Genomic DNA, 19306 nt, shown 5'->3' with positions numbered 1-19306 from the left:
CTGCCTTACGGCAACCGGAGTTCCGATATTTCTATGCGTCAGGTAGAAAAAATCCATATTCAACCGGACAAGAAAGGAGTAGACTGAAGCTGAACCAGCGTTGAATAAAAAGGAGCTGAACGTCTAATGGTAGCTGAGCAATCCACCCCCCGTCTCGTCTTCCCGGTTATAAGCGACGTGCATATCGCGCCGACGGGCGACGAGTCTATCCATAAGTACGAGCAAGCGCTGCGGCACTTGAATGCGCGCGCGCCGCGGCAGGACGCCTTCGTCATCGTGGGCGACCTGACGAATAATGGCACGATCGAGGAATATGAGCGCCACATGGATACGCTTCGCAAGCATAAGCAGGACGGTGCGGAACTGCTCATTGCGATCGGGAACCATGATTACTGGAATGGTCTGCCGGCGAAGGAAGCGCAAGCGCGCTTTTTGGAGATGACGGGCATGGAGGCAATGTACTATCACCGCGTCATCCAGGGCTATCATTTTATTGTGTTGGCGACAGAGGATAAGCCGACCCATGGCTACTTCTCCCTGGAACAGATCGAATGGCTCAAGCGGCAGCTGGAGGAAGCGGCCGCCGATGCGCCTGAACGGCCGATCTTCGTCTTCCTTCATCAGCATCTGAAGGATACAGTGTACGGCAGCGAAGAATGGGGCATCCAGGAAAATATCGGCGAGCTGATGGCCGTACTGGATCCGTATCCTCAGGTCATTACGTTCTCCGGGCATTCTCATTACCCGTTGAACGATCCGCGCAGCATCCATCAGAAGCGCTTCACGTCCGTGGGCACCGCTTCGATTAGCTATATGGAAGTAGAACGCGGCAAGCTTCAAGGCAATCTGCCGCCGGGACATGAGAAGTTCAGCCAAGGTTGTCTTGTTGAAGTGTACGAGGACAAGGTTGCGATTACGCGGCTTGACTTTGCGCATCAGCGGGAGATCGGAGACGCTTGGGTGGTGCCGGTACCAGTAACTCCGGAAGCTTTCGTATATACGGACGAGCGCGACCGAGAAGCGCCCTATTTCCCGCCGCATGCGGAACTTTATATCAATGAGGAGCTTACGTCGTCGAATTCGATAGCGATCGTTTTCGATCAGGCCCAAGATAATGAACTGGTTCATTCCTACCGCGTTGCGCTTAAGGATGCAGAGACCGGGACAGAGATAATGCGACACTTAGCTTATTCGGAATTTTACCTCTATCCAATGCCGGAGAAGCTTCAACTGACATTAACGGAACTGGAGCCGGAGCGAAGCTATTCCATAGAAGTTCACGCGGTTGACGCCTTCGGCAACGTAAGTGAACAGGCGCTCCAGGCCTCTGGCCGAACTGCGGCGCTTTTTCCATTGGCCTGATAGATACCAGCGCTCGGAGTGAGTGCAGTTGTGAACTTGAGTGGGTAAACGGCAGTTTGCCCGCTCATGTCACGCTCGGGACGATACGGGCTTGGCGAGTGAAGCACCCGGACAGACTTCTCTCTTTCTCTCTTCTTTCTTTTTTTCCTCTTCTTTTACCGCTATTCGACATTTCCCGCAATAACCTGACTAAAGTATTGATTACAAAGTCCTAAGTAAGACGTATTGAAGTTCAAGGAAATATCTATTTATGATGAAGGGGGATTCCATATTCAATTTTTTACGAGAATTATCCCTGAACTATAGTTCACTTTATGTGAATCTTCCCGGTGCATTTGCAGAGGTGGCCGCCTCATTTCGCTGCCTTGAAATATCCTTCAGAGCCAAGGGGGCCACAGGCACGCGATGAATGGGCCGAGACAAAGTGAACGGGATGTTACGGGGCTAGTGGACGAAAGGGGCAGTACGCATGAATAAGAAATGGCTGTTCATAGTGATAATATGTTTGCTGAATTTAACAGCCTGCAGCCTAGGTGAACCCGAACACTTGATATCGGCGTTGAAAACAAAAGTAACCGATTTTTCTCGTTTTGAGCATAGTGATTTTACTATCCTCTACCCCAATACGTTTAAACCAACGAAAACCAATGAACACCACATTGCCTTTCAAGGCGAAATAGGAAAACGCGGTCCGATCCGGTTTGAGATTACGGTAAAGACATACGAAGATGACGCGCCTTTTGTGAAGAATCTGCTAGGATATAGCATTTCCGAGATGAGCGAGCTATTGCGCCAACCGGCGAACAACAGGGTGAGCGGATATATGCATGAAACGGCGACCGACTTGGGTGTTCGCGCGATGATTTATTATCAGGAGGATGCCGATTCGGATAAAGGGACGTTATCTGTCTATAACTATCTCGTTCCGTTGGACTCCAAGCTATATATTCTATCCTTTTTCTGTGACAAGGATACCTTTGAGTTGTTTAAAGAAAGTATTTACAAAGTTTCGGATTCTATTGTTTTCAAACATATGCCTGTGACGGCGTGGAATACGGAAGATGTGAATATCGAGACCAACGGGAACGGGGCGTTGGCCATTAGGGAATTGCAGACATACAAAACATTGAAAAACGGAAAGAAGGTGAAAGCCGCGGAATTGTTCAAAGAGCCTTGGAAGTATTATGGTCAAGCGATAACCGTGAAGGGGAACGTAGAGTATGTCAGCTCGTTCCGTCCGATTGGTGATGTGCGATCGGAAGTTATTCTTCAAACAGATGATGGCACGCTTGTTGGTGTTCTTGGCATGAACAGAGCTAAGGACGGTTTGAAAGTTGGCGACAGGACGATGTTAACCGGGCTTCCGATCGGCAAGGGAAATGTGAAGGATTCACAAGGAAATCTATATCCTTGTGTGTATATGATTGGGGATGATGTTAAACGTTAGGGAGGAACAAGATGGCTTGACCACCAAATAAACAAAGAACCTTGATTGGCTTACGCCATTCAAGGTTTTTTTGTGGATTCGACGGTTTGGCGTTAAATGCGGTATGGGGCGGCGTTGAGGGAGTTTTCTCATAAGAACATCTTAAAGTATCAATAATCGTTGTTTTGTCATATATTCGTGAAAGCGTTTCGAATGTAGAATGAAGGAAAAGACAAATATGGAGGGAGAACATGGAGAAGGACACGGCATCAACCTAGATATAGAGAGTTGATGCGAGGTGGAGCATCCGCTCTGCCGCCATAAATTAAACCGCTTTACATTTTACGGCATCAGGTAAGGAGGAGGGATTCACATATGGCGAAAGCATCCGCCGGGCTGGAGACAGAATCACGAATGAATCTCGATAAGCATCGCAAAAGCGCGTTTAAACGCTTTTTCATGCAAATAGATATTCAACTGATGGTGCTGCCTGCGCTCGTGTTTATCTTTATTTTTTCCTATATTCCCATGTATGGCGTTCTGATCGCCTTTCAGGACTACAAGATGGGTTCTAACTTATTGAATAACAATTGGGTTGGCCTGAAGCACTTTATCGCTTTTTTCAATTCTCCGGATTTCTATCCCGTCATGCGCAACACGATTATCATCAGCTTTTTGAAGTTTATTTTTGGGTTCCCGGCGCCGATTCTGTTGGCGCTCATGCTGAATGAAGTGCGCAAAATGTTCTTCAAACGGGTGGTGCAGACCGTGACGTATCTGCCGCACTTCCTGTCTTGGGTCGTCATCGGGTCGATGGTGACATCATTGCTGTCTGTGGACAACGGCAGTATCAATATGCTCCTCGAGAAATTGAAACTTATCGATGAACCCGTCAATTTCCTGTCCATGTCGGAATATTTCTGGACGATTCTCATCACGACCAATGTGTGGAAAGAAATTGGATTCGCTTCTATTGTCTATTTGGCGGCGATTGCCGGGATTGATCCTCATTTATACGAGGCGGCATCCATCGATGGCGCAAGCCGGTTCAAGCAGATGTGGCTGATTACGCTTCCGTGCATTATGCCGGTCGTCATCATTTTTATGATATTGGCTATCGGCAATCTGACAAGTGCCGGCTTCGAAGATATTTTGATCCTGGCCTCCAACCCGGCCTTGCGTGACGTGTCGGATTCACTGGATGTCTACGTGGTTCGGGTCGGTATCGACAATTACAGGTACTCCTATGCGACGGCAATCGGTCTGTTCAAGGCCGTGGTCAGCGTCACGTTGCTTACATTAGCGAACTTCATCGCCAGAAAAACGGGCAATAGCTTGTGGTGATGAATCATTCCAAATACAGGAGGACTGAACGATGATACGAGACAGTATAGGAGACCGCATCTTTGTCGCCTTTATCTATGTATTTTTAACTGTGCTGGCGTTTTCCACCTTTTATCCGTTTTGGAACTCGCTCGTCATTTCCTTCAATGAAGGGTTGGATACCGCGAAGGGCGGGATTACGTTCTGGCCGCGGGAGTTCACGTTGGAGAACTACCGCATCGTGTTCGAAGACTCGCGCTTAATGAACGGCTTCGTCATTGCCGCTCTGCGGACGGTCATCGGCACCTTATCCGCGATATTGGCAACGTCCATATTTGCCTATGGCATGTCCAAGCGAGAGCTGATGGGCCGCAAATATTACATGATTATGTGTATTATTACGATGTATTTCGGCGGCGGGCTCATTCCGACCTATATGCTTATCCGCAGCCTTGGCTTGTTCAACTCGTTCTGGGTTTTCATTATTCCAGCCCTAATCAGCGTATGGAATATGATTATATTCCGTACATTTTTCCAGGGGCTTCCGGCAGGCCTGGAGGAATCGGCCAAAATCGATGGATGCGGCAACTGGGGAACGTTCTTCCGGATCGTGCTGCCCTTATCCGGTCCCGTCGTGGCAACGCTGTCGCTGTTCACGGCCGTGGCGCATTGGAACGAATGGTTCGTGGCCAGTATTTATATCACGAATGAAGACCTGCTCCCTATCCAGACGGTGCTGCGGCAAATTCTGTTCTCGAATATCGCCTCGGAACAGATGGCCAATGTCGATATGAGCGCGATTGCGCATATGAATGCCGCCAAAAAAATTACGTCCAAGGCATTGACGATGGCAACGATTATGGTTGCAACCATTCCTATTGTATGCGTGTACCCGTTCCTGCAAAAATATTTCGTCAAGGGCGTATTGATCGGATCGTTGAAAGAGTAGTTATCTTGCATCATTTCGGGAAGATTCGCTGGCGTTTAGAGCATCTCTGCTTTAAACATAGATTACAAATTGAAAGGGGAAAATATCCAGTGAAGAACAAGAGAAACCTCCTTCTTAGCGTGCTCTCTGTCTTTATGGTGTTCACCTTGGTGGTCGGATGCAGCGGCGGCGGGGGCACAAGCGCGCCTCCAGCCAATGAACCGGCGAAGCAGGAAGGGGGCGAAACCGGGCAAGAATCTTCTGGTGACTCATCGAAGAGCGATCTGTATGAATTGGGCAAGGAAGAGTTGGCAGTCTCGTTCTACGGCAACTATGGCTGGTATCAAATGCCGAAATGGGGCAAGGATCCCGCTTCCAAATGGATTCAGGACAATCTGAAGGTGACGGTCACGGCTGTCAGCTCGGGCGGGAACAATGCGCAGAAGCTGCAGACGATGATCGCCGGCAATGAGTTGCCTGATATTGTGTGGACGGAAAGGGGAGCGGATGTCGAGCGTCTCAGAGAAGCCGACATGCTCGTGCCGCTGGACGAGTACATCGACAAGTATCCTAATTTCAAAAAGCATCTGTCTGAAAATCATCTGGCGCTGCTCCGGTCTCCGGACGGCAAAATTTATCAGCTTCCCAACTATTATACGCAGCAGCCGAACGGCAACGCCGGATACGCAATCAATAAAAAGATCTATAAAGCGCTCGGTTCTCCGAAGCTGGAAACGACCGACGACTTGTACGCTTATCTGAAATCGGTCAAGGAAAAATTCCCGGATGTCATTCCGTTCGAGACGGGACTGGCCAAAGACGGCCATGGCATTGACCAACTGTTCTCTTCCTTCAAGGAAGGCAACCAGTCCTTTACGAGGTTCATGGGAGTTCCGGTTGGAGACAAAATCGAATCCATCTATAAAGATCCGGGATTCCGCGAATCGGTCGTCTTTACGGCGAAGCTGATGCGGGAGAAACTGATGACGCAGGACGCGAATACGCAGACCGAGGATCAAGTAAGGGAAAAAGCGATGAATGGCAAATTTGCCGTTATTGCAACTTTTGACCCGATGAAGATGCTTGCGGAAGCAGACGCGGAATTGAAGAAGAAGGATCCGGAAGACGGTTATATGTTCATCCAGCCGATTGCGAAGGAAGGTCTTGACCGCAGCAAAATTTATCCGGGGACGTACAATCAATTAGGCTGGAACGTGGCTGTCATTACGAAGAACGCGAAAAATCCGGAAGCCGTGTTCGCGCTTCTCGACTGGATGACAGGACCGGAAGGCAGTATGGTGCTGAACTGGGGACCTCCCGGACCGGACGGTTATTGGAACGGATTTGAGGAGGACGGCGTGACGCCGAAATTCAATATGGACAAATATTTGGATGATCCGGATACGCTTGCCGAGATTAGCGGAAAAGCTGGCGACCTGGTATGGGTAGGCAACACGATGTTCCTGGATAATACGAAGAAGGAGATACTGTCCAACGTGCCGGCGGATCAAATCGACTTCAGCAACCGTTGGCAAATGGAGATTACATGGGGCACGCAAGGCGATTTCACCGAGTTCCTCGGTTGGGAACCGGTTCCGGAGAGCGAAGTCGGCATTATTAGACAGAGCGTCAGAGATATCTGGCTGACCGCGAGAGCGAAATCGATGTATGCCAAGTCGGACGAAGAAGCATTACAGATTCTGGATAAAGCTCATGACGACTCGATGAAGCTGGGTTATGATAAATTCCTTGAGCATGTAACCAACGTATGGACGGAAAATAAGAAATCGATGGGTAAATAAGGAAATCGTAACAAAGGCTCGCTATACCGGCGGGCCTTTGTTGTTGTTCGCTTCCGGAAGGGCGGAACTGGCAGCCGCATACTGTTCAAACGGGACGATTCATTGCTATACTTGGGATGGAAATGATTAGGCTGCAGGTAACGATGGACCGTACTCTGAAGGGAGATCATTCATGTACAACGTGTTATTGGTGGATGACGAGATGCTTGATCTCGAAGGTATGAAGCAATTTATTCCATGGGGAGATTTGGGCATGAAAGTGGCCGCGGCGGTGAACAACGCCTTTGACGCATGCGATATTCTCGAACAGCTTCCGATAGACATTATGGTAAGCGACATCAATATGCCGAATATGTCGGGACTGGAGCTGGCCCGGAGAGCGATCGACAAGAAAGCGGACATCCGTGTCATTTTTGTAAGCGGTTACCAGGATTTCAGCTATGTGAAGCAGGCATTGTCATTGAAGGCTTATAGCTATGTGCTGAAGCCAATGGATGATAATGAGCTGATCGCAGCGCTGCAGAAGGTGAAGCAGGACTTGGAGAATGAGCGGAAGCGCCGTGACGTGGAAGAGGCGTACGAGCGCATGATTCCGATGGCCAAAAACGACCTGTTGGTCAGGCTGCTGGAAGGGGAATGCGATCGCGACTATCTGCATGAAATGAGGAAGCTGATTCAATCCAACGGGCTGGATCAACTGGAATGGCCCGTGCGTGCCGCCGTTATGGAACTGGATGACATGAATTGGACGCAAGAGGCCGTCAGCCTGTCCCAGCAGATGATGTCCAAGAACTTCCTCTATGAGGTGAGCGAGATCGGGCATAAGCACGGCATGTGCCATGTCTGCAAGCTGTCCTCGCACCGGATCGCGCTGTTGATTGACGGCCAGCGGATGGAAGCGCTGATTCATGACTTGTACGAGGCGATTCAAGCCAACTTCCCGTTTACGATGACGGTTGGTGTCGGCGAGCCGGTGCATACGCTCGAACAGCTTCACGTATCGTGCAAGCAGGCCATGGAAGCTGTGGACGGCAAAATGTTCCTGGGCAAAGGCAAGCTAATAATGTATGAAGAAGTGAGCCGGGAACCGGAAATGGTCGATGCCCGGACGCTCGATGCGCGCGTGGAAGCCTTATTTCATGCGCTGACCGAATACGAGCTCGTCCGTATCTATGACGAAATCGAGCGATTGTTCGAATCCGTAAGCATGCTGAGATCCAAATTCACGGTGCATAATCTGGCCATGTTTATTATATGGAAGCTGGATCAGCAGTTGAAGGCAAGAGGCGAGAACTTGTTTGACATGTTAGGAATGGAGCTTCATAATCTCGATATCTTGCTGCAATTCGATACGATTAGCGATATTCGTTCCTGGCTCGTGCGGAAGACGTTCGAAATATCCGAGCACTTGCGAAGCAAATCAAGTTCCAAGAACAATAAGCTGATTCGGGAAATGATGCAAATGATGAAGGATCGAATGAATGACAATATCACCCTCAAGGATGTGGCGCATCAATTTTCTTTTTCTCCCAACTATCTCGGCTATATGTTCAAGGAAGAAACGGGCAAGTCGTTCAGCGAAGTGTTGATTCAACTGCGGATGGAGCGGGCGCGCGAATTGCTGCACGATCCTTCGATGAAGATCTATGAAATCGCGAATCAGGTCGGTTACCGTTACCTGCCGTATTTCAGCAGACAATTCAAGGAAGCTTACGGCATGACGCCGATGGAGTACCGCAAGCGAGAAACGTGACAGGGGATGGCGGATATGAAAGCACAACAGGCGAGGCGAAGGTACTTGCCGATTGGATATAAATTAATGCTTACTTATATGCTGTTCATCGTGAGTGCCGTATCTGTCATCGGCTATGTGTCCCACTCCATGTACGACGAATCGATCCGGAAGCACACCAGGATGAATGTTCAGGGAACCTTGCTGCAGATGCGCGATAATATCGAATATAAGATGCAGGATATCGTCCGCATTTCCTCCCTTCTCTATGACGATTATGAATTGTACCGGCATCTGCGAAGCTATGAGGAGGGGTGGGAGAACTATGACCGCATGACGAAGGACGTTCTGCCTAAAATAGAAGCCGCCACCAAGTCGACCGGCATGAAGCTGTGGACCTCGGTCTACTTCCGCAATGAATCGATTTATGAAGTATATAAGAATAGGATCGAGGACAGTAACTGGTCGTATGATATTTATCATCTTAGCCGCATTACGGACAAGGAATGGTACAAGCAATTCCCGCCTGAAAAGTATGGCTTCACGATGCAGTGGAGCCAGATCGAAAATGACCGGGAGCTTCAGCGGATTTCCCTGCTGCGGAGACTGATTGACACCTACAATCCGAATCAGCTGCAGGAAGTCGGATTCCTCCGGATCAACGTGGCCATTCAGGAGTTGTTCGACAGTCTGGATTACTCCAAAATTGGAAGTGGAAGCGTCCTCTATATTCAGGATGAGTCCGGGCGCATCATGTATCAATCAGGCGAGCTTCCGGCCGCCTACTCGGAAGGCCAGGAGCAACTGGACAAGGATTTTTTGACGATCCAGGAGACGGTCGGCCGGCAATCGTGGAAGCTGGTCGCGCTCGTGCCGGTCGCGTTGATCCAGCAGGATGCGCTGAAAGTCAGACTGTTTATTATTTTCGCTTGTCTGATATGCGTTGTCGTCCTGTCTTTCGCAGGGGGCTTTATATCCCGGTTCTTCTCGATTCGGATACACAAGTTTGTCTCCGTGCTGAATGCATTTCGCGAAGGAGATCTGCATAAGCGCATCTCTTACCGGGGCAATGACGAATTCTCGCAGATTGCGACCGCGCTCAACAATATGGGCGAGAATATCGAGTCTTTAATCAAGGAAGTGTACTTGACTCAACTGCAAAAGAAGGAAGCGGAGCTGGAAATGCTTCAGTCGCAAATTAATCCGCATTTTCTCTATAATACGCTGTCTTCGATCAGTCGCCTCGCCAAATTCGGCGAAAATGACAAGCTGCAGCAAATGGTGATGGGGCTGGCCAAATTTTACCGGTTGGCCTTGAACAACGGCAAACTGATGATCCAGGTCCCGCAAGAGCTGGAACAGGCCCAGGCGTATGTCGATATCCAGAAGATCAAATATGGCGATCGGCTGGATGTCATGTTCGATATCGATCCCGGCATTTGGCCGTACAGCACCGTCAAGCTGATTTTGCAGCCGTTTATTGAGAACGTGCTGGAGCACGCCTGGTGCGGAGATCGGATCCATATTCGCATCATGGCGTCCATAGAAGGTGAAAATCTGTTGTTCCGCGTCATCGATGATGGGGTCGGAATGACTCCGGAACGAGTGAGCGAGATTTTCCATGGCCGGGATCATGTCAATACGGGCTATGGCATTCGCAATGTCGATCAGCGCATCAAGCTGCATTACGGACCGGAATACGGCGTGAGCATCGATAGCCGGCTCGGGATCGGGACATCGGTGTCCATCCGGATTCCGGCGAAGCATAGCTGATTCCCACGAACCCCCTAATCTTGTATAATAGAGGTTGTGTTATACGCATTCATAGAATATGTATTCCTGAATCGGAGTGGGGGGAACTGGATTGAATACCCGATCGCTGGCCTACGTGGCGGTGCGGTTGCTGGCGCTGTATTTCTTCATTACTGCAATCGTCCATGTATCTAACGTGGTGCAGGTCAGCTTGCCGAATCTGATGTCACTCAAGGATGCAGCCGCCAGCAGGCCAGATCAGATTGTTCTGTTGGTGGTGGTCCTGCTCCCGTCGATCATTATGCTGATCAGCGCCTTCGTATTATGGACGGCGGCCTACCGCATCTCCGGACTGCTGTCCCCGGCCGTGCCGCCGCGAGAGGAAGCGGCGGCAGCCGAAGCGTCGGGGAGGGAAGAGCTTCCGCGGCGCTCGAGATCACAGGAGTTGGCGTCGCTGACCAAGCCGCTGCTGCAGACGGGACTCGGCATTTCCGGCCTGATTCTGCTCATTAATGGCATCCCGGACTTCATACATATGTTGATGACGATCACCTATGTCGATACGCACATGTATCCGGATCATATGCAGCGCGAATTAAGTGCGAACTTCGTGCAAGTTATCGTGAAGATGCTGCTCGGTCTCTGTCTGGCGATTGGGGCCGGCGGACTGACCCGGTACTTCACGCGTTCGTCCTCATCGTGAACGGGGACAGCACCGACAATGGCAAATGTAATGCCTTCGAAGGAGGAATTGAATGATGCGAATGTCTCATATTATCAAAGGTTATGTTATTCCAATGATCATCGCGTTCGGCATCAGTCTGTTGATTCAGCAGGTCGCCTATGCGCAAGTCGTCGTGCAGCAGCATTCCATGCAGCATACGTATAATCCCGGAGATCGGCTAATCGAGAACAAATGGGTCTACCATTGGTTCGAGCCCGCGTATGGCGATGTCGTCATTATCGATCCGGCGTTCCAAGGAGAACGGTACATTAAGCGCATCGTTGGCGTGGCGGGCGATACGATCGATGTCCGCGACGGGAAGCTGGAAGTGAACGGGCGGGTCGTCGACGAGCCGTTCGCAGAGGGTAGCACGCTGCCGAAGCAGCTTGAACTGCCGATTGTGGTGCCGGAAGGGCATGTGTTCGTCATGGGCGACAACCGGGCCGTCAGCATAGACAGCCGGACATACGGGCCTGTTCCATTGGAATATCTGGAAGGCAAGGTAGAATGCAAAGTCTGGCCTTGGTGGTAATAGGAAGCAGGAAGCGGGGAGCGGTATCGTTCCCCGCTTCTTCATGCCTGCGCGAGCACGCCAGTAAGCGCAATGAAGCGCGCTCGGTCGAGTCCGCGCAAGCGCGTCAGTAAGCGCAATGGAGCGCGCTCGGTCGAGTCCGGTCGAGCGCGTCAGTAAGCGCAATGAAGCGCGCTTGGGCGAGTCCGGTCGAGCACGCCAGTAAGCGCAATGGAGCGCGCTCGGGCGAGTCCGGTCGAGCACGCCAGTAAGCACAATGGAGCGCGCTTGGGCGAGTCCGGTCGAGCACGCCAGTAAGCGCAATGAAGCGCGCTCGGGCGAGTCCGGTCGAGCACGCCAGTAAGCGCAATGAAGCGCGCTTGGGCGAGTCCGGTCGAGCACGCCAGTAAGCGCAATGGAGCGCGCTTGGGCGTGTTCGAGCGCTCGCGGTAGTAAGCGTAACGTCCCCCGCTGTTGTATGCCCGTCCTCCCCCTAAGTTGCATGCCGGAAGGCGGCGCGCTATACTTGAACACGATGAACTAATGGCTTTGTCCCTTCCGGGACGGAGCACGAAAGGACTCGAATACACCACGATGTTGACGGAGAAGAAAGCGTTTAGACGAATCCAATGGGGACTACTGTTTTTTATTGATTACTCGGTGGGCGGTGTAGATCTGCTGCCGGATATCGTCGGCTTGTTCCTCATCTACACGGCGATTCGCGATCTGGAAGGGGTCGAGCCCCCGTTCCGGCGCGCGAAGGCCGTGGTTATCTCGCTGATGGTGCTGGCAGTCATTGAGATTTTGCAGCCGTTCTTCATTCAAGCCATCCCGCGGGGGATATTGGCATGGTACGGAGTAGGGCGATCCGTGCTGGATACCGGATTGAATATCGCGCTGATGGCCATGCTGTGCGCCGGCCTCCGCTCGTTCATGCTGCGGAACGGACAGCCTGCGCTCGCGCATATGGCCCGGCGGCGGCTGATCTATTTCATTGTCGCGCTCGGATGCTCGTTGAGCATGATCGGCTTTGCTCTGGCGTCGCCGATGCTGTTCGATGCAATGGCCGTGCCGTTCTTCCTGCTCTATATTATTGTCGTCATTATGCTGATGGGCTTGTTCGGGCAGGCGGCGAAGCGAACGGATGAGATGGACGGAAGCCCGGCATAATAATTCAATTGGCACGGGAGCCGAAGGCAAAGACAGGCGAAGAGTTCGCCTGTCTTTTGCTGTCAATGGGAGGCAAGCCTTGCTCCATGGGCAAGCCTTGCTGACATGGGTAAAAGTCGCTAACATGGGCAAGAGTCGCTGAAATGGGCAAAAGTCGCTGAAATAGACAAGAGTCGCTGGCATGGGCAAGCATTCGGTGGGGCAATTGGGTTGCATCAGCTGGCCGATGGCCTGAGGAGGGGGGCGGTGTGGCGGGCTACTAGGCTGCTCACGTTAGGAGGCGGCTCCAGGGGACACCGGTGCGACCTTCATTTTAAAAATGCTGCAGGCGTGCAGTAATTTTCGATGCGAGCAGGGGGTTATGGCAGAATTCCTGCAAAAGTGCAGCATTTTTCCTATTTTTCCTTTCTTTTGGGCGATCAAGGGCGAAATTCCTGCATTCTTGCAGGATTGACTTTTAACAAAAAGCGACTCAGGAGAAATACTGTAGATTTGCAGTATTTCAGACTGTTGATAATTCGGCGCCGCGCGGAACAATGCGCTCTCTGCCGGGGAGGATCGGAACCTTCGCAGGACATGGAACAGGCGCGCGCAGGGGGCAGGCGGAAGCCTGCGGCAATGCTACGACGACAAAGAAACATCAATGGTCCAAGGGCTCCGCAAGGCCAAAAGCTCCGCAGTACTGAAAGCTCCGCAAGGCCAAGGGCTCCGCAGTACCGAAAGCTCCGCAGTACCAAAAGCTCCGCAGTCAAAAGCTCCGCAGTACCGAAAGCTCCGCAAGGCCAAAAGCTCCGCAGTACCAAAAGCTCCGCAGGGTCAAAAGCTCCATTTTGCGAAACAACGCGGCAGAAACAGTACCAATCCGTTCAAGGAACATTGAACGCTGGCCGCAAAAGAGGGTGGTTTGCACATTTCGACGATATCCCAGTGATAGAGGATCCATGAATCTATTCGCTGCGGAAGGGGATTGGGGTATAATCTTATCAAATCCTATGGAATAAGGAGCGTGGCGCATTATGACAACATGGAAGGTCGTTGTGGCCGGATGCGGCCAAATGGCCAATACGTGGATCGAGTATGCCCGGGAGCGCGAGGATACGGAGATCGTCGGGCTCGTCGATATTCGGCCGGAAGCCGCCTTGCAGATGGCGGACAGGCACGGCCTGTCGTGCGGGCTGTATTCGGATCTGCGGGAAGCGATCCGGCGCAGCGGGGCCAATCTCGTCTTCGACGTGACGACGCCGAATGCGCATCGCCCAACCTCGGGGACGGCATTGGAGATGGGCTGTCATGTAATAGCGGAAAAGCCGATGGCATCCAGTCTGTCCGCGGCGATAGAGTTGGCGGAGCTGTCGCGGAAGACAGGGTTGTCCCTGTCCATTATGCAGAACCGCCGTTACTTGCGCCGGGTTCGGGCGTTCCGCGACCTCGTTAAGTCAGGCGTAATCGGCCCGATTGGCTTTGTCGGGGCGGATTTCTTCCTGGCGCCACGGTTCGGGGGCTTCCGCGAGCAGATGGCGAGTCCCCTAATTCTGGACATGGCCATCCATACGTTCGATCAGGCGCGCTTCATCACCGGGGCGGATCCGGTATCCGTGACCTGCCACGAATGGAATCTTCCCGGATCGTGGTATACAGGCCATGCCAGCGCCGTCTGCACCTTCGAGATGAGTGACGGGTCCGTGTTCAACTACCGCGGCTCCTGGAGCGCCCAAGGCTTCCCGACGTCATGGGAGGCGGCTTGGCGCGTGTCGGGAAGCCGAGGCACCGCGATATGGGACGGCGATGACCGGATCGAAGCCGAATCGTTCAATGAGGCCGGGGAAGCGAAGCGGACGGAGGCCTCGATGGATTGGGACGGCCGGGAGGGGCATGCTGGCTGCCTCGATGATATCTTCGCCGCCATGGCGGAAGGCCGGCCGGCAGAGACTTGCGCCGCCGACAACGTGAAGAGCATGGCGATGGTGTTCGGCGCCATGGAGAGCTCCCGCCGGCAAGCGACGGTGCAGATGGCCCCGCTGCTGCAGGAATACGCTTCCTATCGGGAGACGTAATGGGGATGTCCCGGACACGGGACATCCCGGTAGAGGCTGGAAAAGCATGGCACGGCTCGATTCAAATACATAGGGAGTGTGGGACATGACAAACAATGAAGAGATTGTGAACGAAGAAGCTATGGATGGGCTTGAGGAGCAGGATCAATCCGGATTCGCGCATGTGTACGTCATTCAATTGCTGTACAAGGATAAGCCGGAACTTGACCGGGAGACATTGTACAGCAAAATACGGCAGTATACCGGAGAGATTCAAGTGCCGGAGGACGAGGAGGAAGCTGAGGAGCCGGGCGACGATCTGGCGGTATGGGAGTCCTATGAGCGCGAAGCAGGGGAAGCCGGCGGCATCATGCACTTCTTCCATATGAATCATATGATTGAGTACCAGGAGGGAGCGCTGCCGGCACAGACATGCATCATGACTTCGGATAAGCCTGTGGAGGAGGCAGCCTTCGAGACGGCGCTGCAGCAAGCCTGGCATTGGCCGGAAGCGAGAGCGGCCGTTGCCGGCTGCCGCCACTCCCTGCTGCTGACCGATTTCTGCGCGCGCGGCCTGGAGTACAAGCAGCGTCTGCAGCTCATCGGCGGTGCGCTTCGGGCTCTGCTGGAGACGGCGCCTTGCGAAGCGATCTATTTCCAGGCCAGCGACAAGCTCGTCCATCCCCAAGCCTATGCGGCCGCGCTCGAAGCCGGCCATCGCTTATACGGGGCGATGAATCTCCGCTTCTATAACGTGCATGGCAGAGATGAGATGATTATGGATACCTGTGGTCTGGCGGCGCTCGGCTTGCCGGATGTGCAGTGTCATTTCCGCGGGATGGAGCCGAATGAAGTGGCTTCGTGGGTTGGCGATATCGCGTACTATTTGTACGAGCAAGGGGATATTATCCAGGATGGCGAGACGGTCGGCTCGGAGGAGCTTCGCTGGCAGTGCGAGCATCAGCTTGCTTTGGCGGCGCCGATGCGGCATGTGCTTGATCTGAACCCCGGCCCGGAGCACTATGCGGGCATACAGCATCATGGTCAGGATCAACGTCCGGAATAGCATCGAATCGTGAAGCGATGCCAGATCCAGAGCGGGGGCCACTGCTTCAGCCAAACGGCAGCCGGCCCTTAATCCGAAGCGCGCGGCGGCGCTTGACCAAGGGCCGGCCAGTCGATCAATCGGCAAATAAGACGGCATATTCGCCGTAGCCTTCCTCTTCCAGCTTCTCCTTCGGAATGAAGCGCAGAGCGGCGGAATTGATGCAATAGCGCAGTCCGTTCGGGCCAGGACCATCGTCGAACACATGCCCGAGATGAGAGTCGCCGTAGCGGCTGCGCACTTCGGTGCGCACCATGCCATGGGACAGATCAAGCTTCTCTTCGACATGATAAGAACGGAGCGGTCTCGTGAAGCTTGGCCACCCGCAGCCGGCATCATATTTGTCGCGCGAGCTGAACAGAGGTTCGCCCGAGACGATGTCGACATAGATGCCGTCTCCCGTATGATTCCAGAATTCGTTCTGGAACGGAGGCTCTGTCCCGTTCTTTTGCGTGACATGGAACTGCATTGGGGTGAGCCGTTCCTTCAGCCGGGCTTTATCCTGTTCGGTTACGCTCCAATGCTTGGCGATGAAGGCATCGCGCCCGGAGCCGGTGCGGTACCGTTTGTAATGGGCCGGCTGCTTGCGATGATAGTCCTGGTGATGCTCCTCCGCAGGGTAGAAGGCGGTCGCCGGGACAATCTCGGTCGCGATCGGCTTGTCGAAGCGGCCGCTGCGCTCCAGTTCCTGCTTGGATTGCTCCGCTTCCTCCCGCTGCTTCTCGTTATGGTAGAAGATCGCAGTCCGGTAGGAGGAGCCCCGATCGTAGAATTGTCCGCCCGGATCGGTCGGATCGATCTGCTGCCAGAACAGCTCCAGCAGCTTCTTATAAGGAAATACGGCGGGATCGAACGTAATCTGCACGGCCTCCGCATGGCCGGTCCGGTCGGTGCACACTTCTTCATAGGTCGGATTTTCCGTATGCCCGCCGGTATATCCGGACACGATCGAGTGGATCCCGGGCAATTCCTCGAACGGAGTCACCATGCACCAGAAGCAGCCGCCGGCGAATGTCGCTTTTTCCAGAGAAGGTTGAGTATGGTCGCTCATTGGATATCAACTCCTTTGCATAGCCATATCATAACCAAATGGAGGCCGTGAGACAACAAAGGCCGCACGCAAAAATGGGCGGCCCCGCTGAAAGATGAGGGTTGTATGTGCTGCCGATCCGTGCTAGTATGAATATATCGAAAACGATACTCCACAAAGGGGAGTAGCTAGCACAGTATTCGTCGTCATTACGGGATCGAGTCGCCTCGTCCCCGGCGGTACTGGCAACGTACACGTTGTTTGCGAGACCTTTGCCACGGGTTGCGATGGTAAAGGTCTTTTTTGATCGTTTTGAGCCGTCGCCTCGTGGTGACGGCTTGTTTTATTTTTCGTAGTATCAAGCATACTACAGTATGGGAGGAAGTCATTGTGGAACTATTCTCAATTGAATTCTGGACGGCATTGTTGTCGATCGTGGTCATCGACCTGGTGCTGGCAGGAGACAATGCAATCGTAATTGGCCTTGCCGCACGCAATGTTCCGAAGCAGGACCAGAAAAAGGTGATTATTTTGGGGACTGCCGGAGCGATTGTGATACGGGCGATCGCCACCTTGCTCGTCGTCTACCTGCTGATGGTTCCCGGACTTCAATTGTTCGGCGGTCTTCTTCTGCTCTGGATTGCAGTGAAGCTGATGATTGAAGAGAAGGAGCATAACATCAAGGCCGGCACCAGCATCGGAGCGGCCGTCGGCACCATCATCGTCGCTGACGCGGCTATGGGGCTCGATAACGTGCTGGCTGTGGCGGGCGCCGCCAAGGGACATCCATTCCTGGTCATTCTCGGATTGATGATCTCGCTTCCGATTGTTGTCTGGGGAAGCACGATTGTGCTCAAGTTTATCGAGCGTTATCCGGTTATTATCGTGCTGGGATCCGCCGTGCTGGCCTGGACCGCCTCGAAAATGCTCGTGGCTGAAAAATTTGTCGCCCCGTACTTCACCAATCCGTTCATCAAATACGGATTCGAGGCGCTCGTCGTGCTGGCTGTCGTTGCCACAGGACTTATCATTAAGCGGAATCGGGCGCAGCGGGCACAGGAAGCGGACGATCATCCGGAACTCCATCATCATCGTGCACAGGGCGAGTAATCGTCCGGGCATGACTCCAGCCGAAGGCAGAGCCTTCGGCTTTTGCCATGGAGGAACATACACGGAGATCCGCGATAGGGAGTGATGCTATATCCCCATACAGAGTGTCCATTGGTATCATCCTATGAAGGGAGAGGCAGATTGGTGCCATTCCTCCCGTATGAATCGTTCAGGACAGCTGCCGGACCTGCTGTATCAGCATTTTCATAGCCATGGTCGACGCTGCCTTCCTATCCTGCAAGATGAAGAACGGCCGAATGACGCGGCCTCCCTTAACATGAATGCGGCGCAGCTCGCCCGCTTCCAATTCCTTATGGATGACCCAACGGGAGAGCAGAGCGATGCCAAGACCGGCGAGAACGGCCTCCTTCACCCCTTGGCTGCTGTTGAACACATAGGTGCGCTTCGGCTCCACGCCGAGATCGCGAATAAATTGCTCGCTGTAGGAGCGGGTTCCCGAACCGCTCTCGCGCAGAATCCAAATCTGATCCTGAAGCATGGATGGCTCCAGCTTCGGCAGCGCGGTCAGCTCGTGATCCGGGGGCGCTACGAGAATCATTTCGTCCTCCATGAACGGGTGGTCCACCAAAATATCGGCATAGTCAACCTTGCCTTCGACGAGCCCCACATCGAGCTGATCCGCTCGCACGGCTTGCGCGATCTCTTCCGTGTTGGCAATCATCACCTGGATATCTACCTGCGGATATTGACGGGCAAAATCCGCGATCAGCCGCGGCAAAATATATTCCCCGATCGTGAAGCTCGCTCCCACCTTCAGCGAACCGGTCACTTCATCCCGCAGCAGATGGATTTCCTCCTTGGCGTTCTCGTACAGAGCAAGCATTTGCTTGGCCCGCTGGTAGAGGATATGGCCGGCGTCCGTCGTCTTCACATGCCGGGGAGACCGGTGAATCAGCTTGATGCCGAATTCGTTCTCCAGGTTCCGGATATGCATGCTTACGCCCGGCTGGGACAGATTTAGTAATTTGGCGGCTCTGGAAAAATTGCACTGCTCTACGACGGTAACATATACTTTCAACGTGTCGACAATCATGTTCGAATCCTCCGGTGTCCATCGAGCTGTACCGTTAATCCCGCTGATGGAATCGCTTGCTTTCATCCTCTCCCATTGTATCCCTTTATCCCGAATGGAACAATCCGGATGCCGTCCGGGCAAGCATAAGTTTTCCTAATCGTCCGGATAGCATATTCGTATTTCACATTGAGTTCCATTCGTCTTATAGTTGATCATGTAATCAGGGTTCACATGCAGGCGGGCGGGAAGGCGTCGGGAAGCT

Annotated in this window: 16 protein-coding genes; 13 read left to right on the top strand and 3 right to left on the bottom strand. The window is 52.9% G+C overall.

The genetic code is table 11. The features are described from left to right. Positions 1-126: 126 nt before the first annotated feature. From NNL35_RS22310 to lepB, 9 genes are all read left to right on the top strand, one after another. The gene (locus NNL35_RS22310) at positions 127-1362 is read left to right on the top strand and encodes a metallophosphoesterase family protein (RefSeq protein WP_006679413.1); all 1236 of its coding nucleotides are present in this window, start codon (positions 127-129) and stop codon (positions 1360-1362) included. A gap of 469 nt (positions 1363-1831) precedes the next feature. Beyond that, entirely contained in the window at positions 1832-2809 is a 978-nt protein-coding gene (locus NNL35_RS22305; protein ID WP_006679412.1) for a hypothetical protein, read from the top strand. Positions 2810-3202: 393 nt separating this feature from the next. Then, positions 3203-4132 (top strand): ABC transporter permease, encoded by a 930-nt coding sequence (locus tag NNL35_RS22300; protein WP_050979492.1) that lies wholly within the window; start codon positions 3203-3205, stop codon positions 4130-4132. A gap of 31 nt (positions 4133-4163) precedes the next feature. Further along, on the top strand, positions 4164-5060 hold the full coding sequence (locus tag NNL35_RS22295) for a carbohydrate ABC transporter permease (protein ID WP_006679410.1): 897 nt from the start codon (positions 4164-4166) through the stop codon (positions 5058-5060). A gap of 89 nt (positions 5061-5149) precedes the next feature. Further along, positions 5150-6841 carry an extracellular solute-binding protein gene (locus NNL35_RS22290; RefSeq protein ID WP_006679409.1) on the top strand — a complete coding sequence of 564 codons (1692 nt, stop codon included), beginning with the start codon at positions 5150-5152 and terminating at the stop codon, positions 6839-6841. Positions 6842-7013: 172 nt separating this feature from the next. After that, the gene (locus NNL35_RS22285; RefSeq protein ID WP_006679408.1) at positions 7014-8594 is read left to right on the top strand and encodes a response regulator; all 1581 of its coding nucleotides are present in this window, start codon (positions 7014-7016) and stop codon (positions 8592-8594) included. A gap of 15 nt (positions 8595-8609) precedes the next feature. After that, on the top strand, positions 8610-10346 hold the full coding sequence (locus NNL35_RS22280) for a sensor histidine kinase (RefSeq protein WP_040734118.1): 1737 nt from the start codon (positions 8610-8612) through the stop codon (positions 10344-10346). A gap of 91 nt (positions 10347-10437) precedes the next feature. Further along, positions 10438-11028, top strand: coding sequence for a hypothetical protein (locus NNL35_RS22275; protein ID WP_006679406.1), 591 nt, complete (start codon positions 10438-10440; stop codon positions 11026-11028). Positions 11029-11080: 52 nt separating this feature from the next. Then, entirely contained in the window at positions 11081-11581 is a 501-nt protein-coding gene (gene lepB, locus NNL35_RS22270) for a signal peptidase I (RefSeq protein WP_100226464.1), read from the top strand. Positions 11582-11733: 152 nt separating this feature from the next. On the opposite strand, the gene NNL35_RS22265 is transcribed toward lepB, so the two are convergent. Then, positions 11734-11976, bottom strand: coding sequence for a hypothetical protein (locus NNL35_RS22265; protein WP_254553727.1), 243 nt, complete (start codon positions 11974-11976; stop codon positions 11734-11736). Positions 11977-12154: 178 nt separating this feature from the next. On the opposite strand from NNL35_RS22265, the gene NNL35_RS22260 reads away from it, so the two are divergent. From NNL35_RS22260 to NNL35_RS22250, 3 genes are all read left to right on the top strand, one after another. Then, complete coding sequence (locus NNL35_RS22260) at positions 12155-12730, top strand: hypothetical protein (RefSeq protein ID WP_100226422.1); 576 nt, start codon at positions 12155-12157, stop codon at positions 12728-12730. Positions 12731-13746: 1016 nt separating this feature from the next. Next, positions 13747-14784, top strand: coding sequence for a Gfo/Idh/MocA family protein (locus NNL35_RS22255; protein WP_006678752.1), 1038 nt, complete (start codon positions 13747-13749; stop codon positions 14782-14784). A gap of 85 nt (positions 14785-14869) precedes the next feature. Next, a complete protein-coding gene (locus NNL35_RS22250) occupies positions 14870-15829 on the top strand; it encodes a DUF4261 domain-containing protein (RefSeq protein WP_006678751.1) in 960 nt (319 codons plus the stop codon). 115 nt (positions 15830-15944) lie between these two features. On the opposite strand, the gene msrA is transcribed toward NNL35_RS22250, so the two are convergent. Continuing rightward, complete coding sequence (gene msrA, locus NNL35_RS22245; protein WP_006678750.1) at positions 15945-16919, bottom strand: peptide-methionine (S)-S-oxide reductase MsrA; 975 nt, start codon at positions 16917-16919, stop codon at positions 15945-15947. 369 nt (positions 16920-17288) lie between these two features. Between msrA and NNL35_RS22240 the strand changes: the two genes are divergently transcribed. Continuing rightward, positions 17289-18008: a TerC family protein gene (locus NNL35_RS22240; protein WP_006678749.1), complete on the top strand. Its 720-nt coding sequence runs from the start codon at positions 17289-17291 to the stop codon at positions 18006-18008. A 169-nt stretch (positions 18009-18177) separates the two neighbouring features. Here the strand turns inward: NNL35_RS22240 and NNL35_RS22235 are convergent, their stop codons facing one another. Then, positions 18178-19062 carry a LysR family transcriptional regulator gene (locus tag NNL35_RS22235; RefSeq protein ID WP_006678748.1) on the bottom strand — a complete coding sequence of 295 codons (885 nt, stop codon included), beginning with the start codon at positions 19060-19062 and terminating at the stop codon, positions 18178-18180. Between the last annotated feature and the right edge of the window lie 244 nt (positions 19063-19306).

The sequence above is a fragment of the Paenibacillus dendritiformis genome (assembly GCF_945605565.1).
In the GTDB taxonomy this organism is placed as follows: Bacteria; Bacillota; Bacilli; order Paenibacillales; family Paenibacillaceae; genus Paenibacillus_B; species Paenibacillus_B dendritiformis_A.
Note: the sequence above shows the minus strand (reverse complement) of the source record. Positions and strands in the feature narration are given on the sequence as shown.